General features: G+C 65.0%; 19 protein-coding genes. 5 read left to right on the forward strand and 14 right to left on the reverse strand.

Features of this window, described 5'->3' with window-relative positions:
* Positions 1 to 4: 4 nt before the first annotated feature.
* The 4 genes from msrA to JQ592_RS27305 all read right to left on the reverse strand — a co-directional run bounded on the left by msrA (position 5) and on the right by JQ592_RS27305 (position 2,671).
* The gene (msrA, locus tag JQ592_RS27290) at positions 5 to 520 is read right to left on the reverse strand and encodes a peptide-methionine (S)-S-oxide reductase MsrA (RefSeq protein WP_211405866.1); all 516 of its coding nucleotides are present in this window, start codon (positions 518 to 520) and stop codon (positions 5 to 7) included.
* 126 nt (positions 521 to 646) lie between these two features.
* The gene (locus JQ592_RS27295; RefSeq protein WP_211405867.1) at positions 647 to 1,069 is read right to left on the reverse strand and encodes an OsmC family protein; all 423 of its coding nucleotides are present in this window, start codon (positions 1,067 to 1,069) and stop codon (positions 647 to 649) included.
* Positions 1,070 to 1,281: 212 nt separating this feature from the next.
* Positions 1,282 to 1,971, reverse strand: a complete 690-nt coding sequence (locus tag JQ592_RS27300; protein WP_211405868.1) for a VOC family protein — start codon at positions 1,969 to 1,971, stop codon at positions 1,282 to 1,284.
* A gap of 34 nt (positions 1,972 to 2,005) precedes the next feature.
* Positions 2,006 to 2,671 carry a sensor histidine kinase gene (locus JQ592_RS27305; RefSeq protein ID WP_211405869.1) on the reverse strand — a complete coding sequence of 222 codons (666 nt, stop codon included), beginning with the start codon at positions 2,669 to 2,671 and terminating at the stop codon, positions 2,006 to 2,008.
* A gap of 329 nt (positions 2,672 to 3,000) precedes the next feature.
* Between JQ592_RS27305 and JQ592_RS27310 the strand changes: the two genes are divergently transcribed.
* From JQ592_RS27310 to JQ592_RS27325, 4 genes are all read left to right on the forward strand, one after another.
* On the forward strand, positions 3,001 to 5,856 hold the full coding sequence (locus JQ592_RS27310; protein ID WP_211405870.1) for an ATP-binding protein: 2,856 nt from the start codon (positions 3,001 to 3,003) through the stop codon (positions 5,854 to 5,856).
* A gap of 118 nt (positions 5,857 to 5,974) precedes the next feature.
* Positions 5,975 to 6,682: a hypothetical protein gene (locus JQ592_RS27315; RefSeq protein ID WP_211405871.1), complete on the forward strand. Its 708-nt coding sequence runs from the start codon at positions 5,975 to 5,977 to the stop codon at positions 6,680 to 6,682.
* Positions 6,666 to 7,610 (forward strand): alpha/beta fold hydrolase, encoded by a 945-nt coding sequence (locus tag JQ592_RS27320; RefSeq protein ID WP_211405872.1) that lies wholly within the window; start codon positions 6,666 to 6,668, stop codon positions 7,608 to 7,610. The genes JQ592_RS27315 and JQ592_RS27320 overlap by 17 nt, the downstream gene beginning before the upstream one ends.
* 263 nt (positions 7,611 to 7,873) lie before the next feature.
* Positions 7,874 to 8,860 carry a helix-turn-helix domain-containing protein gene (locus tag JQ592_RS27325; protein ID WP_211405873.1) on the forward strand — a complete coding sequence of 329 codons (987 nt, stop codon included), beginning with the start codon at positions 7,874 to 7,876 and terminating at the stop codon, positions 8,858 to 8,860.
* Between the two features lie 134 nt (positions 8,861 to 8,994).
* Here JQ592_RS27325 and JQ592_RS27330 read toward each other — a convergent pair whose 3' ends face one another.
* Both JQ592_RS27330 and JQ592_RS27335 read right to left on the reverse strand, forming a co-directional pair.
* The gene (locus tag JQ592_RS27330; RefSeq protein ID WP_211405874.1) at positions 8,995 to 9,495 is read right to left on the reverse strand and encodes a Dps family protein; all 501 of its coding nucleotides are present in this window, start codon (positions 9,493 to 9,495) and stop codon (positions 8,995 to 8,997) included.
* 218 nt (positions 9,496 to 9,713) lie between these two features.
* Positions 9,714 to 12,035, reverse strand: coding sequence for a molybdopterin guanine dinucleotide-containing S/N-oxide reductase (locus JQ592_RS27335; protein WP_211405875.1), 2,322 nt, complete (start codon positions 12,033 to 12,035; stop codon positions 9,714 to 9,716).
* Between the two features lie 120 nt (positions 12,036 to 12,155).
* On the opposite strand from JQ592_RS27335, the gene JQ592_RS38770 reads away from it, so the two are divergent.
* Positions 12,156 to 12,713: a RidA family protein gene (locus JQ592_RS38770; protein ID WP_349630500.1), complete on the forward strand. Its 558-nt coding sequence runs from the start codon at positions 12,156 to 12,158 to the stop codon at positions 12,711 to 12,713.
* A gap of 41 nt (positions 12,714 to 12,754) precedes the next feature.
* Here the strand turns inward: JQ592_RS38770 and JQ592_RS27345 are convergent, their stop codons facing one another.
* From JQ592_RS27345 to JQ592_RS27380, 8 genes are read right to left on the reverse strand one after another with little or no spacing between them, the layout of a single operon-like run.
* Positions 12,755 to 14,254: a tripartite tricarboxylate transporter permease gene (locus JQ592_RS27345; RefSeq protein ID WP_211405876.1), complete on the reverse strand. Its 1,500-nt coding sequence runs from the start codon at positions 14,252 to 14,254 to the stop codon at positions 12,755 to 12,757.
* 12 nt (positions 14,255 to 14,266) lie between these two features.
* Positions 14,267 to 14,734 carry a tripartite tricarboxylate transporter TctB family protein gene (locus JQ592_RS27350; RefSeq protein WP_211405877.1) on the reverse strand — a complete coding sequence of 156 codons (468 nt, stop codon included), beginning with the start codon at positions 14,732 to 14,734 and terminating at the stop codon, positions 14,267 to 14,269.
* On the reverse strand, positions 14,731 to 15,543 hold the full coding sequence (locus JQ592_RS27355) for a carboxymuconolactone decarboxylase family protein (RefSeq protein ID WP_211405878.1): 813 nt from the start codon (positions 15,541 to 15,543) through the stop codon (positions 14,731 to 14,733). Before JQ592_RS27355 ends, JQ592_RS27350 begins: the two co-directional genes overlap by 4 nt.
* Positions 15,544 to 15,556: 13 nt before the next feature.
* Positions 15,557 to 16,330 (reverse strand): SDR family NAD(P)-dependent oxidoreductase, encoded by a 774-nt coding sequence (locus JQ592_RS27360; protein WP_211405879.1) that lies wholly within the window; start codon positions 16,328 to 16,330, stop codon positions 15,557 to 15,559.
* An 11-nt stretch (positions 16,331 to 16,341) separates the two neighbouring features.
* Positions 16,342 to 17,367, reverse strand: a complete 1,026-nt coding sequence (locus JQ592_RS27365) for an acyl-CoA dehydrogenase family protein (protein WP_246820700.1) — start codon at positions 17,365 to 17,367, stop codon at positions 16,342 to 16,344.
* 39 nt (positions 17,368 to 17,406) lie between these two features.
* A complete protein-coding gene (locus JQ592_RS27370; protein ID WP_211405881.1) occupies positions 17,407 to 18,177 on the reverse strand; it encodes an SDR family NAD(P)-dependent oxidoreductase in 771 nt (256 codons plus the stop codon).
* On the reverse strand, positions 18,177 to 19,388 hold the full coding sequence (locus JQ592_RS27375; protein ID WP_211405882.1) for an acyl-CoA dehydrogenase: 1,212 nt from the start codon (positions 19,386 to 19,388) through the stop codon (positions 18,177 to 18,179). The genes JQ592_RS27370 and JQ592_RS27375 overlap by 1 nt, the downstream gene beginning before the upstream one ends.
* A 46-nt stretch (positions 19,389 to 19,434) precedes the next feature.
* A complete protein-coding gene (locus tag JQ592_RS27380; RefSeq protein ID WP_211405883.1) occupies positions 19,435 to 20,664 on the reverse strand; it encodes an ABC transporter substrate-binding protein in 1,230 nt (409 codons plus the stop codon).
* Between the last annotated feature and the right edge of the window lie 59 nt (positions 20,665 to 20,723).

The following is a 20,723-nucleotide window of genomic DNA, read 5'->3' on the forward strand; positions in this document are numbered from 1 at the left end:
CGCGCTAGCCTCCCACCGCCGCCGCGCGGCGCGGCAGCTTCCAATCCGGTCGGATGAAGTGACAGGTGTACCCGTCGGGATAGCGCTCGAGATAATCCTGATGCTCAGGCTCGGCTTCCCAGAACTCGCCTGCGGGCGTGATCTCGGTGACCACCTTGCCGGGCCACAGGCCCGAAGCCTCGACGTCGGCGATGGTGTCTTCGGCAATCCGCTTCTGCTCGTCGCTGGTGTAGAAGATCGCGGAACGGTAGCTCGTGCCGAGATCATTGCCCTGACGGTTGAGCGTGGTCGGGTCGTGGATCTGGAAGAAGAACTCCAGCATGGTCCGGAAACTCGTCTTCGCGGGATTGAAGATGATTTCGATGGCTTCGGCGTGGCCTTCATGATTGCGGTAGGTGGCGTTCTTCACGTGGCCACCGGTGTAGCCGACGCGGGTGGAGATCACGCCCGGCTGCTTGCGGATGAGATCCTGCATGCCCCAGAAGCAGCCTCCAGCCAAAACTGCGCGCTCAGTCGTCATCTGTCCGCTCCCAATTGATCGCTCCGTCCGTTCTGCATCCGCCGCATCATATGCCTTCGGCCGCCCGGCCGAAAGCCGCGCGTGTCCACCCGGTTCCTAGAACCGGATGGACATTAAAACGCGCCTCTAGCCCAATTTAGCGTCGAGCGTGATCGCGGCGTTGAGTACTTTCGACACCGGGCAATTCTTCTCGGCTTCGCCCGCGATCTTGGCGAAACCTGCTTCGTCGAGGTTCGGCACTTTTGCGCGCAAGGTGAGCGCCGACTTGCTGATCTTGAAACCCTTGCCCTCGGGCTCGAGCGTGACGGCTGCTTCCGTCGAAAGCTCGTCCGGCGTGAAGCCTGCGAGCTGCAGGCCGAAGGCGAGCGCCATGGTGAAGCAGCCGGCATGGGCCGCGGCGATCAATTCCTCGGGATTGGTGCCTTTCTCGTTCTCGAAGCGGGTCTTGAACGAATAGGGCGTCCCGGCAAGCACGCCGGATTCGCTCGACAAATGGCCCGCGCCATCGCGACCGGTGCCCTTCCAGACTGCTGTTGCCTTGCGGATCATCTCAGTTCTCCTTGTTTGTTTTCAAGCACCGGCGCTCCGTACCGGTGGAAGGCGACATCGGCGTGACCGCCTGCCGTGCTCCCAACCGGTCGAGCGCTGCAGCGGTTCCGTCAGGTCCCGATCTGCCCACGTGGAAGCCGAGCCGGCTCGCGACATCGACGAGGTACTTCGTCTCGGCGATGGCCTCGTTGTCGAACGAGAATGCAGTTGCTTCAGGATGGCATCTCCTGGCCGGCCTGCTCGCGCACGATGTAGTCGGCATACCAGTCCGCCCAGTTCTCGTCGTGACCGCCGGTGCGCTTCTCGTGCTCGCCATGCGCCACTGAGGCGCGGCGCAGCGCCGCGGCGAGATCCGTTTGCGATGCGAATGTCGTGTCGTCTGCCGCGATGCGTCCGGGCAGCCGTGTCGTGACCTCCTGGAACAGCCAGCCATTGCCGTCGGGATCGCTGAACGAGGCGAATGAGCTGTAGCTGCCGCGCTTCGGGTCAGCGCCGCTGACCCTGACGCTGCCGAAGAGGTATGGCTCATCGGGTCCTGCATGAACGTCGCCGGCACCGTGGAAGGATTCGCTGACGGCAATGCCGCGGTCGAGCAGATCCTTCCGCGCGGCCTCGAGATCAGAGACGATCAGATACAGACCTCGCGCCGAGCCTGGCGCGGCCGCCGTGACGTTCCGGCCGAAGATCACCGAACAGGCAGAGCCCGGCGACGTGAACTGGATCACGCGCCACTCATCGCCTGAGGCGAAATCGGCGTCCAGTCGCCAGCCGAGGCGCGCGTAGAACGTCTTGGCGCGGTCGACATCGGACACCGGAATGACGACGACTTCGAGCTTCATATCAACGTTGCGCGATGTCGAAGGCTTGGACGTAGCGTCGCGGTCGATTTCGAGTGTGGTCATGTCAAACTCCCGTGGTGTGAGTTGAGGCGATCCTTCAAGCGGCTGGCGTCACGATGGTCACGCGCGTGCCGCCCTGCCCAGCCTCGCCATGCAGCCGCGCGTGGATGCTGCGGGCGAGCCCTTCGAGGATTCGACTGCCGGTGCCCTGGAGCGGAGCGGTCGCGCCAATGCCGTTGTCGGCCACCGTGCAAACCCAGGCGCCGTCGCGTCGCGCGACGTCGATGCGGATCAGGGCACCATTCTTGTTCGGGAAGGCGTGCTTTGCCGCATTCGTGACCAGCTCCGTCAGCATCAACGCGAGCCGATGACATTGAGATGCCGGCAGCACGCCGCCTTCGACTGCGGCCTCGCAGCGGATGCCCGCCGGCTCCAGCACCGCCTCGGAGAGCGCCCCGCACAGATTTTCGAAGAAAGGCGCGACGGAGACCGCCGAGGGATCGTCGTTGTCGGACAACAGCTGATAGAGCCTGCCGAAGGCGACGATGCGCCGCTCGAACCGATCTACCGCCAGCGACACGTCTCGGGTGCCGGCCCGCGTGAAGTCGCGGCGAACTGACGCACCCAGCAGCGTCAGCGTGTTCTTCATGCGGTGATGGGATTCCCGCAGCACGAGCTCCCAATCACGCGACCGATCGTCGAGACCTGCGACAAATTGCGATCGAACGGCACTGCCGTTCGGCATCGAGCCGATGGCGGACATGATGGCCTCTCCGTTGCAACAGGATCTAACTCGAAGGCTATACTGGATGCGTCGCCCGCGATTTGCCCGTTAGACGTTGCAAGATTCTGTTATGATCGCGGCATCGCAAGCCTGCAGCGGAGGCTGTCGTCACGACGGTCAAGTACACTGACGAATTGTCGCGGGCCGCGTCGTAAGCCGCTCGCGCTTAAGCAAAATTTGCGACGGTTATTCCCTGGAGGCTGCGGCGATCGCCACGCCATTTCGCCACTTTCGAGCAGTTTACTCGCAATGTCGTTCTGCTAGACCAAAGTTGCAGACAGCAGCCTTTTCACTGGAACCATTGGCTCGTGCCGGACACTAACGACCAGGATTCGTCCATTTCCTTCGGACCATTCCGGCTGTTTGCAAAGTCGCGGCTGCTGGAGAAGGACGGCGTCCCGCTTCATCTCGGCGGCCGCGCACTCGACATCCTGATTTTTCTTGCCGAACGCGCCGGCGAGGTCGTGGACAAGCGGGAGTTGATCAAGCAGGTGTGGTCCGACGTGAACGTCGACGAAGGCAGCCTGCGCTTCCACATCACGACGCTGCGCAAGGTCTTGAATGACAAGGCCCTGGGCGATGCCGGCGAAGGATCGCGCTACGTCGTCAACGTTCCCGGACGCGGCTACTGCTTCGCTGCCCCGCTGCCCCGCCCCGCTGCTTCGGACGGCCGGGCCAGCCCTGTCGCTTCGCCCCACGCGCTGCCGTCGCCGCTTGCGCGCATGATCGGTCGGGACGACGCCGTCGAGAAGATTTCCGCCGAGCTCGCCCTTCATCGCTTCGTCACCATCGTCGGCCCCGGCGGGATCGGCAAGACCTCGGTCGCAATCGCCGTCGCGCATCGCGAGCTGGAGGCCTTCCACGGCCAGGTGTGCTTCGTCGATTTCGGCGCGCTCACGGATGCCCGCCTCGTTCCCGGAACGATCGCCGCCGCTCTCGGCTTGACGGTCAATTCCGACGACCCGATGCCGGGCCTGCTGACCTTCCTGCGCAGCCGGCGCACGCTGCTGGTGTTCGACAGCTGCGAGCACATCCTCGACGAGCTCGCGCCCGTGGCCGAGCGCCTCGTCCAGGATGCAAGCGAGCTGCACGTTCTCGCCACCAGCCGCGAATCCTTTCGCAGCGAAGGCGAGCGCGTGCATCGGCTGTTTCCACTGGAGAGTCCGCCGGAGCGCGACGGGCTCGGCATCGCCGACATCCTTGCCTATCCCGCAAGCCAACTCTTCGTGGAACGCATTGCCGAGAGCCTGAGCGAGTTCGAGCTCAGCGAGGAGGACGCGCCGCTCGTCGCCGAAATCTGCCGGCGGCTGGACGGCATCGCGCTCGCGATCGAGCTCGCGGCCGGGCGCGTCAATGCCTATGGCATCGCCGGGACCGCCTCGCTGCTCGACAGCCGCTTCTCGTTGCTATGGCGGGGACGGCGCACGGCGATTCCGCGGCACCAGACCTTAAGCGCCGCGCTCGCCTGGAGCTATGATTTGCTCCCCGCAGCCGAAAGCGCGACGCTGCGCGGATTGTCGGTGTTCGTCGGGCCGTTCACGCTGGAAGCCGCGCTGGCCGTCGCGGCTTGCCAGGGCATCGGCGAATCCGAGGCGGTCGAGGCGATCTCGAACCTGCTCTCCAAATCACTGATCGCAACCTCGCCTGCGGAGCGGCGGCTGCGCTATCGTCTGCTCGACACCACCCGCACCTTTGTCGGCGACAAGCTCGTTGCGAACGGGGAAGCGGACCGCGTCGCGCGCGCACACGCCGAATATTTCCGCGATCTCCTGCGCGACATCGCGCTCAAATCCTCTGGGCTGCAGACGGCGGGCGGTTTCCTGCCCTATGCGGACCATTTGCCCAATGTCCGGGCCGCGCTGACCTGGAGCTTCTCGGACAGTGGTGACCGGGCGCTCGGCGTCGATCTCGCAGCCTCGGCCGCCCAGTTCTTCCTCGAGCTGACCCTGCTGACGGAGTGTTTTCGCTGGACGCAGCAAGCGCTGACCGCTTCCGATACCGGCACGTTGGACGCTCGCCAGGAGATGGCGCTGCAGGCCGCGCTCGGCGTCTCCGTGATGTTCACGCAAGGCAATACGGAGGCGGTCCGCTCCGCTTTCACGCGCAGCCTCCAGCTTGCCCGCGAGCTCCAGGACCTGCACTGGCAGCTCTGGCTGCTGCGCGGCCTGCACATCTACCTGACCAGGGTCGGAGATTTCCACGGCGCGCTCGGCACCGGCGTCGATGGCGAGAGTGTTGCGCGCAAGCTGAACGATCCCGCTGCCACGCTGAACGTGGAATGGATGCTCGGCGTCGCGCATCATCTGATCGGCAACCAGGACAAGGCCGTGCAGTTCTGCGAGAGCGCGATGGTGCACAATCCCGGCTCGCAGCGGCTGAATATCGGACATCTCGGCTATGACGACCGCATCGTCGCGCTGGTGGCGCTGGCGCGCGGGCTGTGGCTCACCGGGCGGCCCGATCGCGCGATCGAGGCGGCCAGATACACGGTTCGCGAGGCCGAGCTGCTCGAACAGCCGCTCACGCTCGGCATTTCCCTGATCTGGACCATCTACGTCTTTCTCTGGGTCGGCGACTGGGCCAATGCGGAAACCTTGATAGAGCGGCTGATCGATCATTCGGCGCGGCACTTCCTCGGTCCCTATCACGCGGTCGGGATCGGCCAGAAAGGCGAGCTGCTGCTGCGCCGCGGCGACCTTGCCGGCGGCATCGAACATCTGCGACGCAGCCAGGCCACGCTCTATGCGACGCGGCACCGGATCATGACGACGGTGTTTGCGACGGCGCTCGCGGAGGGTCTCGCAGCGCAGAACCAGACCGGCGAGGCCTTGCGCACGATCAATGAGGCCATCGGCCAGATTCCCGATCACGGCGAATCCTTCGACATGCCGGAGATGCTCAGGGTCAAGGGCGATATTCTCGCCCGCTCGGGCAACGCGGCGGAAGCCGAAAGCTGCTTGCGCAAATCGCTCGATCTGTCGCGCCGGCAATGCGCGCTCGGCTGGGAGCTTCGCGGCGCGATCAGCCTCGGCCGCATCTGGCACCAGGAAGGAAAAGCCCGCGACGCACGCGACCTGCTCGCCCCGCTCGTCGCGCGCTACCACGAGGGCCTCCAAACCCGCGATCTCGTCGCCGCCGGGGAGCTCCTGGGCGCGCTGAATTGAGAGCATCTTCAACGGGATACAATCATCCTGCCCGCTCGCAACTCCTAACAACTTCTAACACGCCAAGCCGCAAGCGCCCCGCCATGGTGGTGGCGCTTCACGGTGAATATGGCGCGACATGGCTCTTCTCGACGACGTAATCGATGCCAGCGGCGGTCTGGCGCGCTGGAACAGTTTGAACCGGTTCACGCTCCATTTGTCCGTCGGCGGAACGCTGTTCGCAAGCGCCGGACATGCCAGGGAATTCAAGGATGTGACCGCGGAAGGCTCGACCCGGACGCAATCCGTCCGGTTCACCGGCATCACCGGCGGGGAATACTCGGGCTCCTTTCAACCGGACGCGATCACGATCGAAAGCCCCGATGGCGAGGTGCTGCGGACCTGGGGCAATCCAAACCTGGCATTCCCCGAGGCCGGCTCTGCTGCGCTCGCGGACGAGCTGCACCTCGTCTTCTTCTGCGGCGTCGCGATCTGGAATTATCTGACCAATCCATTCCTGCTCGCCCGTCCCGATGTCGTGCTGGAGGAACTGCCGCCGTGGCAGGAGAACGCCGAAACCTGGCGGCGGCTGCGCGCGCAATTTCCCCCGAGCCTGATCACGCTCGCGCCCGATCAGATCTTCTATTTCGATGAGAACGCGCTGCAACGGCGGACGGATCACGATCTCTTCGGGATGAAGGTCGCTCACTACTCCTGGGCCCATGACAGTTTCGGCGGCATCGTGGTGCCGACGCTGCGGCGAGCGCAGACGTTGCAGCCTGACGGAACGGTGATCGCAAAGCCCGTGCTGATGGATGTCGAGATTTTTGATGCCGTCTTCGAGTAACAGCAGCGGCGCGCCAACGAGTGCGCAGGCCTCGGCAGACGATCTGCGATCAAGCCGTCGCTCGATCAGCTATCACAGCGTCGAGATCCAAGGCCTCAAGATCTTCTATCGCGAGGCTGGGCCCGCGGACGCTCCGACCGTGCTGTTGCTCCACGGCTTTCCCTCGTCATCGCGGATGTGGGAGCCGTTGCTGCCGCTGCTCGCGGACAGATATCACCTGATCGCGCCGGACTATCCCGGCTTCGGCAACAGCAGCGCGCCGCCGCCATGCGACTTCAGCTACACATTCGACAACATCGCCGGCGTGATCGCAGAGCTCACGGCGAAGCTCGGACTCACCAGCTACGTCCTGTTCATGCAGGACTATGGCGGTCCGGTTGGCTTCCGCATGGCGCTGGCACATCCCGAACGTATCCGCGGCATCATCATCCAGAACGCGGTTTCTCATGAGCAAGGGCTGAGCCCGCTGTGGGAAGCGCGTCGCAAATACTGGGCTGATCCCGCGCATGAGTTCGAGGAGCTCAAGGCCAACTTCACGTCCCTGGAGGCGACGCGCCAGCGCCACCTCGGCTCCAGTCCGCGTCCGGAGCGCTACGACCCTGACACCTGGATCGACGAATACGCGTTTCTGACGCGTCCCGGCCAGGCGGAGATCCAGACCACGCTGTTCCTGGACTACCGGACCAACGTCGCGTCCTATCCGAAGTGGCAGGACTGGCTGCGCAGGACGCGGCCACCGACGCTGGTGGTCTGGGGCAAATACGATCCCTCCTTCACCGTCGCCAGCGCCGCCGCCTATCGCGACGATGTGCCCGATGCCGAAGTTCACATGCTCGATGCCGGTCACTTCGCACTGGACGAGGCGACCGACGAGATCGCCGGGCTCGTGCGCGACTTCCTTGCGCGGCTCGACGGGCAAAGGGGCTGAAAGGCGATGGCGTGGCGCCCTCGCACCAGCCCGACCGGCACAAGAAATTGAAAAGCTTGACGAAGTCAGACCAACTGCGACGAGCTGTCACACCCTGTGCGCTCGCACAAAATCTAACACATCCTAATCACCACTAACGGGCTTCTTGTCGGGCCCACGCCTATCCTCCGAGCATGGAAAGCCTTCTCGAAAGCCAAGTGAGGGCTTTGGCCTTGAAAGTTTGCCGGTCGCCGCCAGCGACCGCGATGCGGAGAGGATGAGCGATGTTTACCGACTTGCAGGCGGCACATGCCTGGATCGATCTTCAGGCCGGCCCGCGGGATCACCAGGTGCATCAGGCAGCACAGCCGATTCCCAGAGAGGGCGGATGGCGCCGGCTCGAGCGTGGCCCGAATGCGGCGATCGAGGACATCACGATTTCACAATGGGAGGATTTTAGAGACAGCTCGTCGCATGCCGCGACAACCCCGGAGGATTGCTATTTCGTCGGCATTGCCCTGAAGACAACGCGCGCGAAATTGACGCGCGAGCGCCAGATCATTTTCGACGGCACCATGCCGGCCGGAACGTTGTATGCGAGCGCGCCGTCGAGGCATCTTAGCGTACAATTCCTGGCGCCCTGCGCCTTCCTGCACTTCCACATCCCGGTGGACCAATTCCCGGCTCAATCGCCCGCGACCGACGGGCTTGGCGACCTCGTCCTGCTGCGCGACCCGCTCGCTACCGAGCTCGCCAAGGCGCTGATCGAGCATGGCGATGCCGCGGACCGTCAATTCGCGCGCTGTATCGGCCAGACCCTTGCGATGCATCTCACCCGGTTGGAGCCACCGCGCGCGCGGGTCAATGCGTTGCCGAAATGGCGGCTGCGACGCGTCGAGCAGCATATCGCCGAGCATTTCGACCGCAGCATCAGCCTGTCCGAACTCGCCGGCGTCGCCGGGCTTTCCAGGATGCACTTTGCGGCGCAATTCCGGGCCGCGACCGGCTATCGTCCGCGCGAATATCTGCTCAATCACCGGATCGAGCATGCGAAGACGTTGCTGGCGACGACCGGGCGGCCGCTGGCCGAGATCGCGCTTGCCGTCGGCTTCTCTACGCAGGCGCATTTCTCGACCGTCTTCAAGCGTATCAGCGGCCAGTCCCCGGCACGTTGGCGCCTCGTCAGCAAGGGCGAGCACTGTGAGATCGAAGCGCTGCCGCGGCACCGGCCCGCTGCGGACAGGGACTGGATCGCCAGCGCGGCTGCGTAGCTCGTCATTCCCGTCTTTGGCGCAAGCGTCCTGCCACTTGCGCCGGCTCGCACCCTCTTCCTCCCGGGTCTGTGAGCCAATTGGGGCCGTCCCTGCTCCCACACAGGACGGCCCCTTTTTCCTGGCGTCGGGAATCACCCATGTGCGCCGCTGCGGCCCGACTCGTACAGGAACCAGACCCGTCGTTCGGCCTCGTCGATCCAGTTCTCGATCAGGCTTGCGGTTGCGACATCGCCATATTCGTCGCAGAGTTCGTGCACGCGACGCATCTCGCGCGTGAGCTGCTGGTTGTCGCTGCGCAACTCCGCCAGCATGTCCAGGGGATCGACATAGTCCGCATCGTTGTCGAGGATGCGCTGCTCGCGCGCGATCTGGCCGATCGAGCGCAGCGTCGTGCCACCGATCTTGCGGGCGCGTTCTGCGATCTCGTCGGTCATCGCAAAGATCTGGTCGGCCTGCTCGTCCAGCAGCAGATGATAGTCGCGAAAATGGCTGCCCGACATGTGCCAGTGAAAGTTCTTGGTCTTCAGATAGAGCGCGAAGACGTCGGCGAGCAAAGCGCGCAGCGCGGCGGGAATATCGCGGTTCGCGTTGGCGCCGAGATCGGTCGGGCTTTGAAGGTCTGCTTTGGTCATGTTCGTTGATCCGTCGGTGAGGAGACGAACCCTTAGCAGCGCCGTGCGGGTGGTTCTTTCGACATGCATGCGACGATTTCAAATTCGCACGCGGGGGACTCTGCCCGATTAGCGAGAACGCGTAGCCCGGATGGAGCGAAGCGTAATCCGGGATCTTGCCACAAGCAAAAGCGGTCCCGGATTTCGCTGCGCTCCATCCGGGCTACGCCCTGCGCCTCCTACACCGGATCGAACGCCCGGATCGGCGGCAAATTGCCGGTGAACTTCTCGACCTCGACCGTCGTCAACTGCCCGGTGCAGCCCTGCGCGAAGGACGAGGTACCGATGTCACGGGTGAGCACGTTGGGATTGCCGTGGACGCAGAGCGGGGCGTCGTCCTCGGGATCCATCGGGTCGTACCAGGCGCCGGTCGGAAGCTGCACGACGCCGGCCGCGATGCCGTCGGTGACGTGGACTGCGGCAAGGCACGCGCCGCGGTCGTTGAACAGGCGGATGATGTCGCCGTCCTTGATGCCGCGCGCGTCGGCATCGCGCGGGTTCATGCGCGCGACCTCGCGGCCGCGATGCTTTGCTCCAAGCGAATGCCCGCCGAAATCGAGCTGACTGTGCAGGCGCGTCACCGGCTGGTTGGCGACGAGGAAGCACGGCGCGCCGGGCTTGGGCATGTCGGTCTTCTCCAGCCAGACCGGATGGCCGGGACAATCGGCATCGCCATGCGCCGCGATCTTCGCCGAATAAATCTCGATGCGGCCGCTCGGCGTCGGCAGTGCATGATTGACCGGATCTTCGCGGAAACGGCGCAGCCGGCCGCCGTCGTCGGGCTGCTGCGGCACGACCAGGCTGCCGCGGCGCCAGAATTCGTCGAAGTCAGGCGCCTCCAGGCCACGCTTGGCAAGCGAGGCGCGGGTCGGCTCATAGAGATATTCCAGCCACTGACGCGACGTGCGCCCCTCGGTGAAGGGTTCGCGGGCCCCTAAATGTTCAGCGAGATCGGCAAAGATCTCATAGTCGTCCCGCGCAAGGCCGAACGGCTCGGCGATCTGGTGCATCGCGACCATGAGAGGATCGTTGGTGGAATAGCCGATGTCCTCGCGCTCCAGCGTCATGGTCGACGGCAGCACGATGTCGGCATGCCGCGCCGTCGCGGTCCAGGCAAGCTCGTGCACGACGAAGGTGTCTGCTTTCGCAAACGCCTTGCGCAGGCGGTTGATGTCCTGGTGGTGGTGGAAGGGATTGCCGCCGGCCCAGTAGACGAGGCGGATGTCCGGATAGGTGCGCGTCTCGCCATTGTAGCGATAGGTGGTTCCAGGATTGAGCAGCATGTCGGCGATGCGCGCCACCGGAATGAAATCGGCGACACCGTTGCGGCCCTGCCCCAGCGTCGGCCCCGGCACGTCGTTGACGCGGCGGCCGTAATAACCGATCGCACCGAGCGAATAAGCGTAGCCGCCGCCGGGAAGGCCGATCTGGCCGAGGGCTGCCGCCAGCACCATGCCCATCCACAACGGCTGCTCGCCATGTTCGGCGCGCTGGAGCGAGTGCGAGACGGTGATCAGCGCGCGCTTCCCGGCGGCGCGGCGCGCAAGCTTGCGGATGGTGTCCGCCTCGACGCCGCAAATCGCGGCGGCCCATTCGGCATGCTTTGTCTGACCATCGCTCTCGCCGGTGAGATAGCGCAGAAAGACGGGCCAGCCCTCGGTGTAGCGATCGAGGAAGGCCTGGTCGTGCAGCCCTTCCGCGACCAGCGTGTGGACGATGCCGAGCATCAGCGCTGTGTCGGTGCCGGGCACGCAGTTCATCCATTCGGCACCGGACTCGACCGGCAGATCGTCGCGCAGCGGGCTGACCAGAATGAATTCGCAGCCGCGCCGGCGCGCCGCCGCCATGGCGCCGCGCTCGACATGCTTGCTGATCGAGCCGCCGGCCACCATCGAATTCTTCAGCGCCATGCCGCCGAATGCCAGCACGACATCGGTCTCGGTCGCAATCTGCTCCCAGGTGACGTTACGCTTGGTGATGTCCTCGTAGCCCGCCAGGATCTGCGGCAGCAGCACCGAGGACGCGCCGGAGGAGTACGTGTTCACCGAACGCACATAGCCGCCCATCGCGATGTTGAGGAAGCGATGTACCTGGCTCTGGGCATGATGGAAGCGGCCCGCGCTCGACCAGCCATAGGAGCCGCCGAACACGGCGCCGGGTCCGCGCGTGTCGCGGATGCGGCAGAGTTCGCCGCCGAGAAGGTCGAGCGCCTTCTCCCAGCTCACCGACACGAATTCGTCGCGGCCGCGGCGGTCGTCCGGGCCGGGCCCGCGCTCGAGCCAGCCGCGGCGGATCGCCGGCTGCGCAATGCGCGCCTGGTGACGGAGCGCACCGGGGAAATTATCGATGATGCCGTTCGGATCGGGATCGCCCGCATAGGCCCGGACCTCGAGCCCGGCCGCGCCGTTGCGCGCCGAGAATACACCCCAATGGGAGGTGTGCGGCTTGAAGCCGTCCGAGAGGTCGAGGCCAGGGTCGGGGAAGCCAATCGTATCGTCCATCGCGAGATCCTTGTTCCGGGGCATGGCGCGGTTCAGCTGCCCGAGTCAATTCCGGTGGCAGTATACCGATCCACCCCCCGATGTCGTCGGGCTCAGGGTCGGCGGAAATGCTGGGCTCTCGTGCGCAACTACATCTTGGTGAAGGTTCAGCGGGCGATCGACGACGATTCCGCCGCCAATTTATTCTTTTATTTTCAAAGCCTTATCGGATCGTCATCGGAGTGCCCCGGTCGAACCATTTGCAAGCACGCGAAATCTCCCGCAGCGACACCGACATGGAAATGTGCGATATGCCGCCCGTCCCCTCAAGCAAACATCGGCCTCATCATGATCCAGCGCGTCTTGCCCTATGAAGGACTCCTCCACGAAGTGGTCGAGCACAACGGTGTGCTCTACATCGGCGGAATCGTCCCCGAGGACACCAGCCTCGACATGTCGGGCCAGGCCAGCGACGTCCTCGGGCAGCTGGCGCGCCTGCTGAAGACGCTCGGATCAGACCTGGCCAACGTCCTTCAGGTGACCATCTACATGACCGACCTGAAGGAGAAGGCGCAGTTCAATGCGGCCTGGAAGGCGCACTTCGCGGAAGCGCATCTGCCGGCACGGGCCGCAATCGGCGTGGCCGATCTCGGTCCAGGCGTGAAGCTCGAGATGACCGCGATCGCTGCGCGGCAATAGCCGCGCGCGGGCGGTTGATCAGATGACCTTCCTCCCCGGCGTCATTCCTGGAGCGCTTCCTCGCGCCGCGCGCGGATCGTCGGCAGCATGATCAGGATGATCGCAATGGCGGCCGCGGCCAGCAGGCTTGCCGAGATCGGCGACGTCAGCAGCACGGTGGCATCGCCCCGCGACAGCACCATGGCGCGGCGGAAGTTCTCCTCGATGGCCGGGCCCAGGACCAGGCCCAGCAGCAGCGGCGCCGCCGGCAATTGCAGCTTGATGAGAATGTAGCCGAACACGCAGAACACAGCCGCCTCATAGACCTCGAACGTTCCGCTGTTGATGGAATAGACGCCGATCGAGCAGAACACCATGATCGCGGGGAAGAGATAGCGATAGGGGATGGTGAGCAGCTTCACCCAGAGGCCGACGAGCGGAAGGTTGAGGATCAGCAGCATGAGATTGCCGACCCACATCGAGGCGATCAGGCCCCAGAACAGCGTCGGGTTCTTCGTCATCACCTCCGGGCCCGGGTGGATGTTGTGGATGTTCATGGCGCCGACCATCAGGGCCATCACGACGTTGGAGGGAACACCGAGGGTCAGCAATGGAATGAACGAGGTCTGGGCGCCGGCATTGTTCGCGGACTCCGGGCCCGCAACGCCCTCGATGGCACCCTTGCCGAACTGCTCGGGATGCCGGGACAGCTTCTTCTCCAGCGTATAGGACGCAAAAGACGAGAGCACCGCACCGCCGCCGGGCAGGACTCCCAGCAGCGTGCCGAGCGTCGTGCCACGCAGCATCGCCGGCACCATGCGACGGAAGTCGTCGCGGGTCGGAAACAGGTTGGTGATCTTCTGCGTCACCAGCGACAGCTTATCGTCCTGCTCGAGGTTCTTGACGATCTCGGCGAAGCCGAAGATGCCCATCGCCAGCGGCACGAAATCGAGACCGTCGAACAGCTGGGGAATGCCGAAGGCAAAGCGCTGGCTGCCGCTGTTGAGGTCAGTGCCGACGAGGCTCAAGAGCATGCCGAGCACGACCATGCCGATGCCCTCGATGAACGGACCGCTCGACAGCACCGAGGCAAGGATCAGGCCCAGGATCATCAGCGCGAAGAATTCCTTGGGACCGAACAACAGCGCAGTCGCGGTCAGCGGACCTGCGAGGGCTGCAAGAGCGAGCGTCGCCACGCATCCGGCGAAGAAGGAGCCGATGGCGGCGGTCGAGAGCGCGACGCCAGCGCGGCCCTGCTTGGCCATCTGGTAGCCGTCGATCGTGGTCACGACGGACGAGGACTCGCCGGGCAGATTGACCACGATGGCCGTGGTCGAGCCGCCATACTGGGCGCCGTAATAGATGCCGGCGAGCATGATCAGCGCGGCGTCCGGCTGCAGCGCATAGGTGATCGGCAGCAGCATCGCGATGGTCGCAAGCGGACCGAGCCCGGGAAGCACACCGATCAGGGTGCCGAGCAGGCAGCCGAAGAAGGCGTAGAGCAGATTGGCGGGCTGGGCCGCCGTGGCAAAGCCGATCGCCAGATTGTGGAAGAGATCCATCGCCCGGCTCGCTCAGTTGAGAAGGGACGGCCAGACGGGCAATGGCAGCCCGAGACCATAAACGAAGACGGCAAGGCACAGCACGATGAGCACCGCCGCGTTCGTCAGCGCGCCGATCCAGGTGAATTCGTGACTGGCCCTGCTCGACACCATGATCAGAACGAACAGCGCGCCGACCAGGCCAAGGGGGAACAGCAGGGCACCGAACAGGATCACGGATCCGGTGATCCAGGCGAGGCCATTGAGGTCCCATGCGCGCAGCGCCTCCCGGCCCGCAGCCGGCTTCATCGCGCCGAGGATCACGACGAGACCGATGGCGGCGAGCACGATCGCGAGCAGGCGCGGGAAATAGCCCGGCCCCATCTTCGCGGCCGTGCCTGCGGGGTACTGCAGCGCCGTCACGAAGAAGAAGATTGCAAAGGCGAGAAACAGGGCGCCGGACGCGAAGGCCCGGTGATTGCGGATCGCCAGTCCCTTCATGTCCGCCCTCCCTCACCCGATGCTTTGCCGCCCTCGCCTGCACCGGCCTTTGGGGCACGCTCCTCGAGGGCCTCCATCAGAACCGGCACGCCGATGGCGCAGGCATGGACGCCGAGATGCGCCGTCATCTGGAGAACCTGGCGGATCTCCCGCTGGTCGATGCCGAGGCGCAGCGCCCGCCTGATCTGCACACGCAGCCCATGCGGATCGAGCGCGGTGAAGCAGGCGTTCAATGCGATCGAGATCAGACATTGCGAGCGCCGGTCGAGACCGTCGCCTGCGGACCGGTCCGCGAGGAGATCCAGCAGGACGGCGAAATAGCCGGGATCGCTCCGCAGCCACTGCTCGCAGAATTCCGGCCAGTCCCCGAATTGCGCGACGTAGACATCGTGCAACGCCTGCTGCTCCTTCGTGAGCTCGGAACGATCCGGCTGGATTCCGGCGCTCGCCAATTCTTCCGCGAGGATGCCGATGCCGACGTTGCAGCCGTCCAGCCCCTGAGCCGTCGCCAGACGAAACACGTCGATGATCTCCCGCGCTGTGGCTCCCGCCTGAAGCGCAAGGCGCAGATGCAGCGCGAGGCCTGAGCGGAACAGATGCGTCGACGATCCGTCGAGCGCGACGTAGATCAGCTCGCACATCTTCGGCGACAGCGGTCCGTTCTCCGCGGCATAGCCGGCATATTTGCCGTAAGTCTCGAGAAACGCAGGATCGAGCCGCAGCAGTCCCTCGGTCCAGGGCCGCCAATAGCCGCGCGCCTTGATGTAGGCCTCTTTCAGCACCTGCTGTTCCGGCGTCAGGTCGGACATCGCGCTTGTCCCGTCAGGCAATGTTAGTCAGGGTGATGCCGCCATCGACGGTGAGCACCTGCGCCGAGATGAAGCCGGCCTCGTCGCCGGCGAGGAAGCAGATCGCCTTGGCGATGTCGTCGACCGTGCCGAGCCGTCCCAGCGGTGTTCGTGCGACCCGGCGCGCGTCGAGCTCGGCATTGCGGTTGCGCATGGTTCCTTCGGTCGGAATAGCGGAGGGCGCCACCGCATTGACGCGGATGTTGCGCGCACCGAGTTCGGCAGCGGCGGCCCGCGTGATGCCCATGACGCCGGCCTTGATGCCGCTGTAGACGATGCTGTTCTTGGCCGAGATCAGGCCGGCGACCGAGGCCACGTTGACGATGGCGCCGCCGCGCTCAGCATCCATGACCTCCGCGGCTGCCTGGATTCCCCAGATGATCGCCTTGAATCCGATGTTGAGCATGCGATCGACGGTTTCCGGAGCGATGTCCGGAACGGATTGATAGCGCACCCACGCCGCATTGTTGACGAGGATGTCGAGGCGCCTTTGACTCTCCGCCAATCCGAGAACCGCCTGCCGCATGCCGTCGCGGCTGGAAACGTCCTGCGTGACGGCGATCGCGTTGCCGCCCGCTGCCTTGATCGCTTCCACGGTGCTATCGACGAATTCCGGCTTCAAGTCATTGACGCCGACAATCGCGCCGCGCGCGGCGAGCTTCAACGCAGTTGCGCGACCGATGCCGTTTCCGGCGCCGGTGACGAGTGCGACGCGGCCGGCAAGCGTGTGATCCCTGGTTTCGGTCATGGCTGTCTCCCTCACGCTCCTGCCTCGGCAAACGGAGCAACTTCCGATACGTAACGGCGGCCGAACGTGCTGATCAGGCCGCTGGCATCACCCTGTGCCTGGAGCGTGCGAATGCGGCGCAGATGGCGATGCACCGGCACGTCCCAGGTGAAACCCATGCCGCCATGAATTTGGAGCGCGCCCTCGCTGATCGAACTGCCATAGGTCACTGCTGCCAGGAACGCGGCATCGCGCTGCACCGGACCGCCATCCCTGGACAGGCTGCGCGTGATCGCGTGACGGATGCTCTCGAGACCGAGCTTCTGGCGCGCCAGCGCATGGCGGATGGCCTGGTTGTAGGACAGAGCGTGACCGAACTGGCGGCGTGTCGACGCATGCTCCTGCGCGAGCGCCAGACACGCTTCGGCCGATCCCAGGATGGCCGCGGCACGAAGCACATTGGCATCCGAGCTGAGCAGATCCCAGGTGCCGGCCGGCAGGATGGAGCCGATGGGAACCTCGACCTTCTCCAGCCGCACCACGTGCTCCGGCACCGTCAGATCGAGGCCGGCCGCGTCCTCCACCACAACGCCTTTGGCATCGGCCGGGATCAGCGCCGCGGCGCCGCCGCTCATCCGCACCAGGATGTGGTCGACCGACGCCGCGCCAGGCGCGCGCGCGAGCGAACCGTTCAGCAGCAACAATCCGCCGTCCCGTTCGGAAATAGCCTCACCCTGCCAGGCGATCGTTGCCAGTTTCTCGCCGGAAACGATCGCGGCGGCAAGACGCGTCAGCGATGATTGGAGCAGCCGGCCGACGAGAATGGTCTCCAGCAGGGGAAAGCCGAGCAAACCGGAGTGAGCGGCCGCGATCACCGGCACCGCGAAACCGAGCGGCAGGGCCAGTCCGCCCACCTCTTCGTCCGCGATGATTCCGAGCAGACCATCGCCGGCGAGATTTTGCGCCTGCTCGCGTACGCCCAGACCGGCACAGGCGGTCACTGCGCGTGCCGCGGTTGCCGCGAACTCGTCGGGCTGAAGTCCTTCGGCCATGCTCATCATTGTCCTCTTCGAATACCTTGCGACACCAATCGTTCACTAGGCGAGATAACCGCCGTCGACCGGCAGGATGACGCCGTTGACATAGGAGGCCATCGCCGATGCCAGAAAGATCACCGGCCCTGCGATCTCGTCGGGCTGTCCCACACGCTTCATCGGGGTGCGCGCCATCAGCCCGGACAGCCTCGCCGGATTGTCGCGCGTGCTCTCGCTCATCTCGGTCGCGATGATGCCGGGCGCGACGGCGTTGACGCGGATGCCATCGGGCGCGAGGTCGCGGGCAAGCGCCTGCGTGAACAGCCTCACCGCGCCCTTGGATGGCGAATAGCCGAGCGCACCATTCATGCCGCCAAAGGCCGCGACAGAGGCGACGTTGATGATGGTCCCTCGCGTCTTGCGCAGCGCGGGGATGAAGGCGTGAACCACGTTGAAGGTGCCGTTGACGTTGACGTCGAAGACCTGGCGCCAGTTCTCGTGGGCGCGCGGGCTGTCGATCGGCTCACGAATGATGATACCGGCATTGTTGACGACGACATCGGCAGGGCCGATCTCCTCGTCCACGCGCTTCGCCACGTCACGACACGCTTGAGCATCCGTGACATCAAGGGAATAGGCGACCGCCTCTTTGCCTCCGTCCCGTAACTCGCGAGCGGCGGACTCTGCCCGGTCCTGCCGCAGATCGATCAGGACCACCCTCGCCCCGGCAGCGGCGACGCCGAGCGCTATGGCGCGTCCGATCCCCTGGCCCGCCCCCGTCACCACGACGAGACGATCGTGCAGCAGGCCCGCGACCTTGCCCTGCGTGGCCATTATTTGCCTCGCGACAGCTGGAGGATGCGGTCGGCGATGATGCCGAGCTGGATCTCGGTCGTGCCGGCATAGATCGTCTCAGCGCGGGCCGCGAGATAGATCGCCTCGAACCGTCGCCGCGCCACCTTGATCGCCGGGTTCTGCGGCAGCGAGGCCTGCGACAGCAGTTCGATCGCGAGCGCGGCAAAGCGCTGATGCGATTCGCTCCAATAGAGTTTTGCCAGGCTGCCGCGCGCGCCGATCTTGTCGCCGCTCGCGAGCGCCTCGACGGCGGTCTCGACATGCGCCTTCAACACCTCGATCTCGACGGCGACCTCGCCGAGCCTGACCGCGTAGTGCCGGTCCTCAACCATCGCCGACAGCGCAATGTCAGCCTTGCAGGCCGAAATCAGATGACGCAGCTCATTCTCGAAGCGCCAGGCGCGATACATGCGGTTGGTCGCCCGCTCGATCTCCAGCACGCGGATGGCCGCGGCCCAACCCTCGTCGGGCGCGCCGATCGCGTCAGCCTGGGCAATTTCGACCTCGTCGAAGAAGACCTCGCAAAAACTTTCGCGACCGTCGATCGACTTGATGGTGCGCACGCGCACGCCCTTGGCATCGAGCGGCACCGCGAACATGGCAAGTCCGCGATGGCGATCCTCCAGCGGTCCGGTGCGCGCGAGCACCAGGCAGCGTTGCGCGCGATATGCGCCGCTGGTCCAGATCTTCTGGCCGTTGATGCGCCAGCCATCGCCGTCCCGCGTGGCACGCGTGCGCAGACCCGCGAGATCGGAGCCGGCCTCGGGCTCGGAAAATCCCTGGCACCAGATGTTGCGCATCTCGAGAATCGCCGGCAGGAAACGCCGCTTCTGCTCCTCGGTACCGACGGCCAGGATGATCGGGCCGGCGAGCTCCTTGCCGATCGAGTTGACGCTCTCCGGCATCGCAAGCCGCCCGATCTCCTGATTGGCGACGAGATGTTCGCGCAAGGAGCGGCCGTGCCCGCCATAGGCCCGCGGCCAGGTGATGCCGGTGAGGCCGGCGCGGTACATCGCCGCCTCCCAGGCGACGGACTGCGGCAGTGTGGGCGGCGCGAACGCGGCGCTGTCGCTGCGGAAGCTGGCGGGCAGATTGGCATGCAGCCAGCGATGCATCGCATCGCGATAGGCTTCGCCCGTCAGGCTCTCGCCCGCGATGGATTGCGTCGATACCGCTTCAAGTACACTCATCGCCTGCTTCCCGCTTTTCGCCATACGTCCCGTCAAGTCCTGCCGGCTATTCGTTCTTCACTGCGACTTTGAGAAGGTCGCAGGCACTTTCCGACGCCGGCCGCCACGCATCCTCGGGCGCGATCGTGCCGGTGATCTCGTAATAATCGTAGGTGTACTTGGACTCGGCCGGCGTCTTGATCCGGGCGACGTAGAGCGGACGCATCACCTGGCCGTCGGCCCGGATGCTGACGTTCTTCATCTCGAAATCGTTGACCGGCGTGGTCTTCATCTGCCGCATCACGGCATCGCCATCGTCGGAACCGGCGGCGGCGACCGCCTTCAGGTAATGCGTGATGGCACTGTAGGTGGCCGACTTGCCCTCGTTGAGCAGCTGACCGCCCGTCGCCTCGGCATAGCGCTTGGCGAAGGCGCGGCTCTCCGGCGTCATGTCCCAGTAGAAGGGCGTCGTCAGCCGCACGTTCTGGAGGTCCTTGAGGCCGATCCCGTGCGTCTGGCTGATCATGAGGCCGAGCGGAATGAGCAGCTGCGACTTGGTCAGCCCGAACTCCTGCGCCTGCTTGATCGCATTGGCGAAATCCGAGCCCGAATTGGCGAGCGCAATCGCCTTGGCGCCACTGGCCTGCGCCGTCAGCAGGAACGAGGAGAGATCCGACGCGTTCAGCGGATGCAGCACCGAGCCGACCACCTTGCCGCCGCCGGCCTTGATGAAGTTGGTCGCATCAGTCTGCCACGCCTTGCCGAAGGCGTAGTCGACGGTCAGGAAGAACCAGCTGTCGACGCCCTGTGCGAGCAGCGCTTTCACCGTCGCCTTCGGCTGCGCGTAGGTATCGACCACCCATTGCGTGGTCATCGGCGAGCATTTGTCATTGGTGAAGAACGAGCCCGCCGTGCCGGCCAGCATGTAGGGCTTTTTGCGGTTTTTCATCATCTCCTGCACCGCCAGCGCGATCGAGGAGGCCGAGCAGCCGACGATGGCATCGACACCCTCGTTGTCGACCCAGCGCATGGCGATGGCGACGCCGACATCGGGCTTGTTCTGGTCGTCGGCAATGACGAGCTCGATCTTCTTGCCGCCAACCGTTCCGCCGAAATCGGCGACCGCGAGCTTGGCGGCCGCGACCGAACCAAGACCGCAATTGTCGGCATAGGGGCCATTCTGGTCGTTCATGATGCCGATCTTGACGACTTCGCCCGAGATCCCCTGTGCGGACAGGGGCGCGTGCGCGAACAGCAAGGCCATCATGCCGAGCGCCGCAATCATCGATCTCACCATCTCATCCTCCTGCTTGCTCGCGTTTCCTCTGGGGCCGCTTTTGTGGCCTCTTGTCGTTG

This window comes from Bradyrhizobium iriomotense (genome assembly GCF_018129405.1).
GTDB classification, from domain to species: domain Bacteria; phylum Pseudomonadota; class Alphaproteobacteria; order Rhizobiales; family Xanthobacteraceae; genus Bradyrhizobium; species Bradyrhizobium iriomotense_B.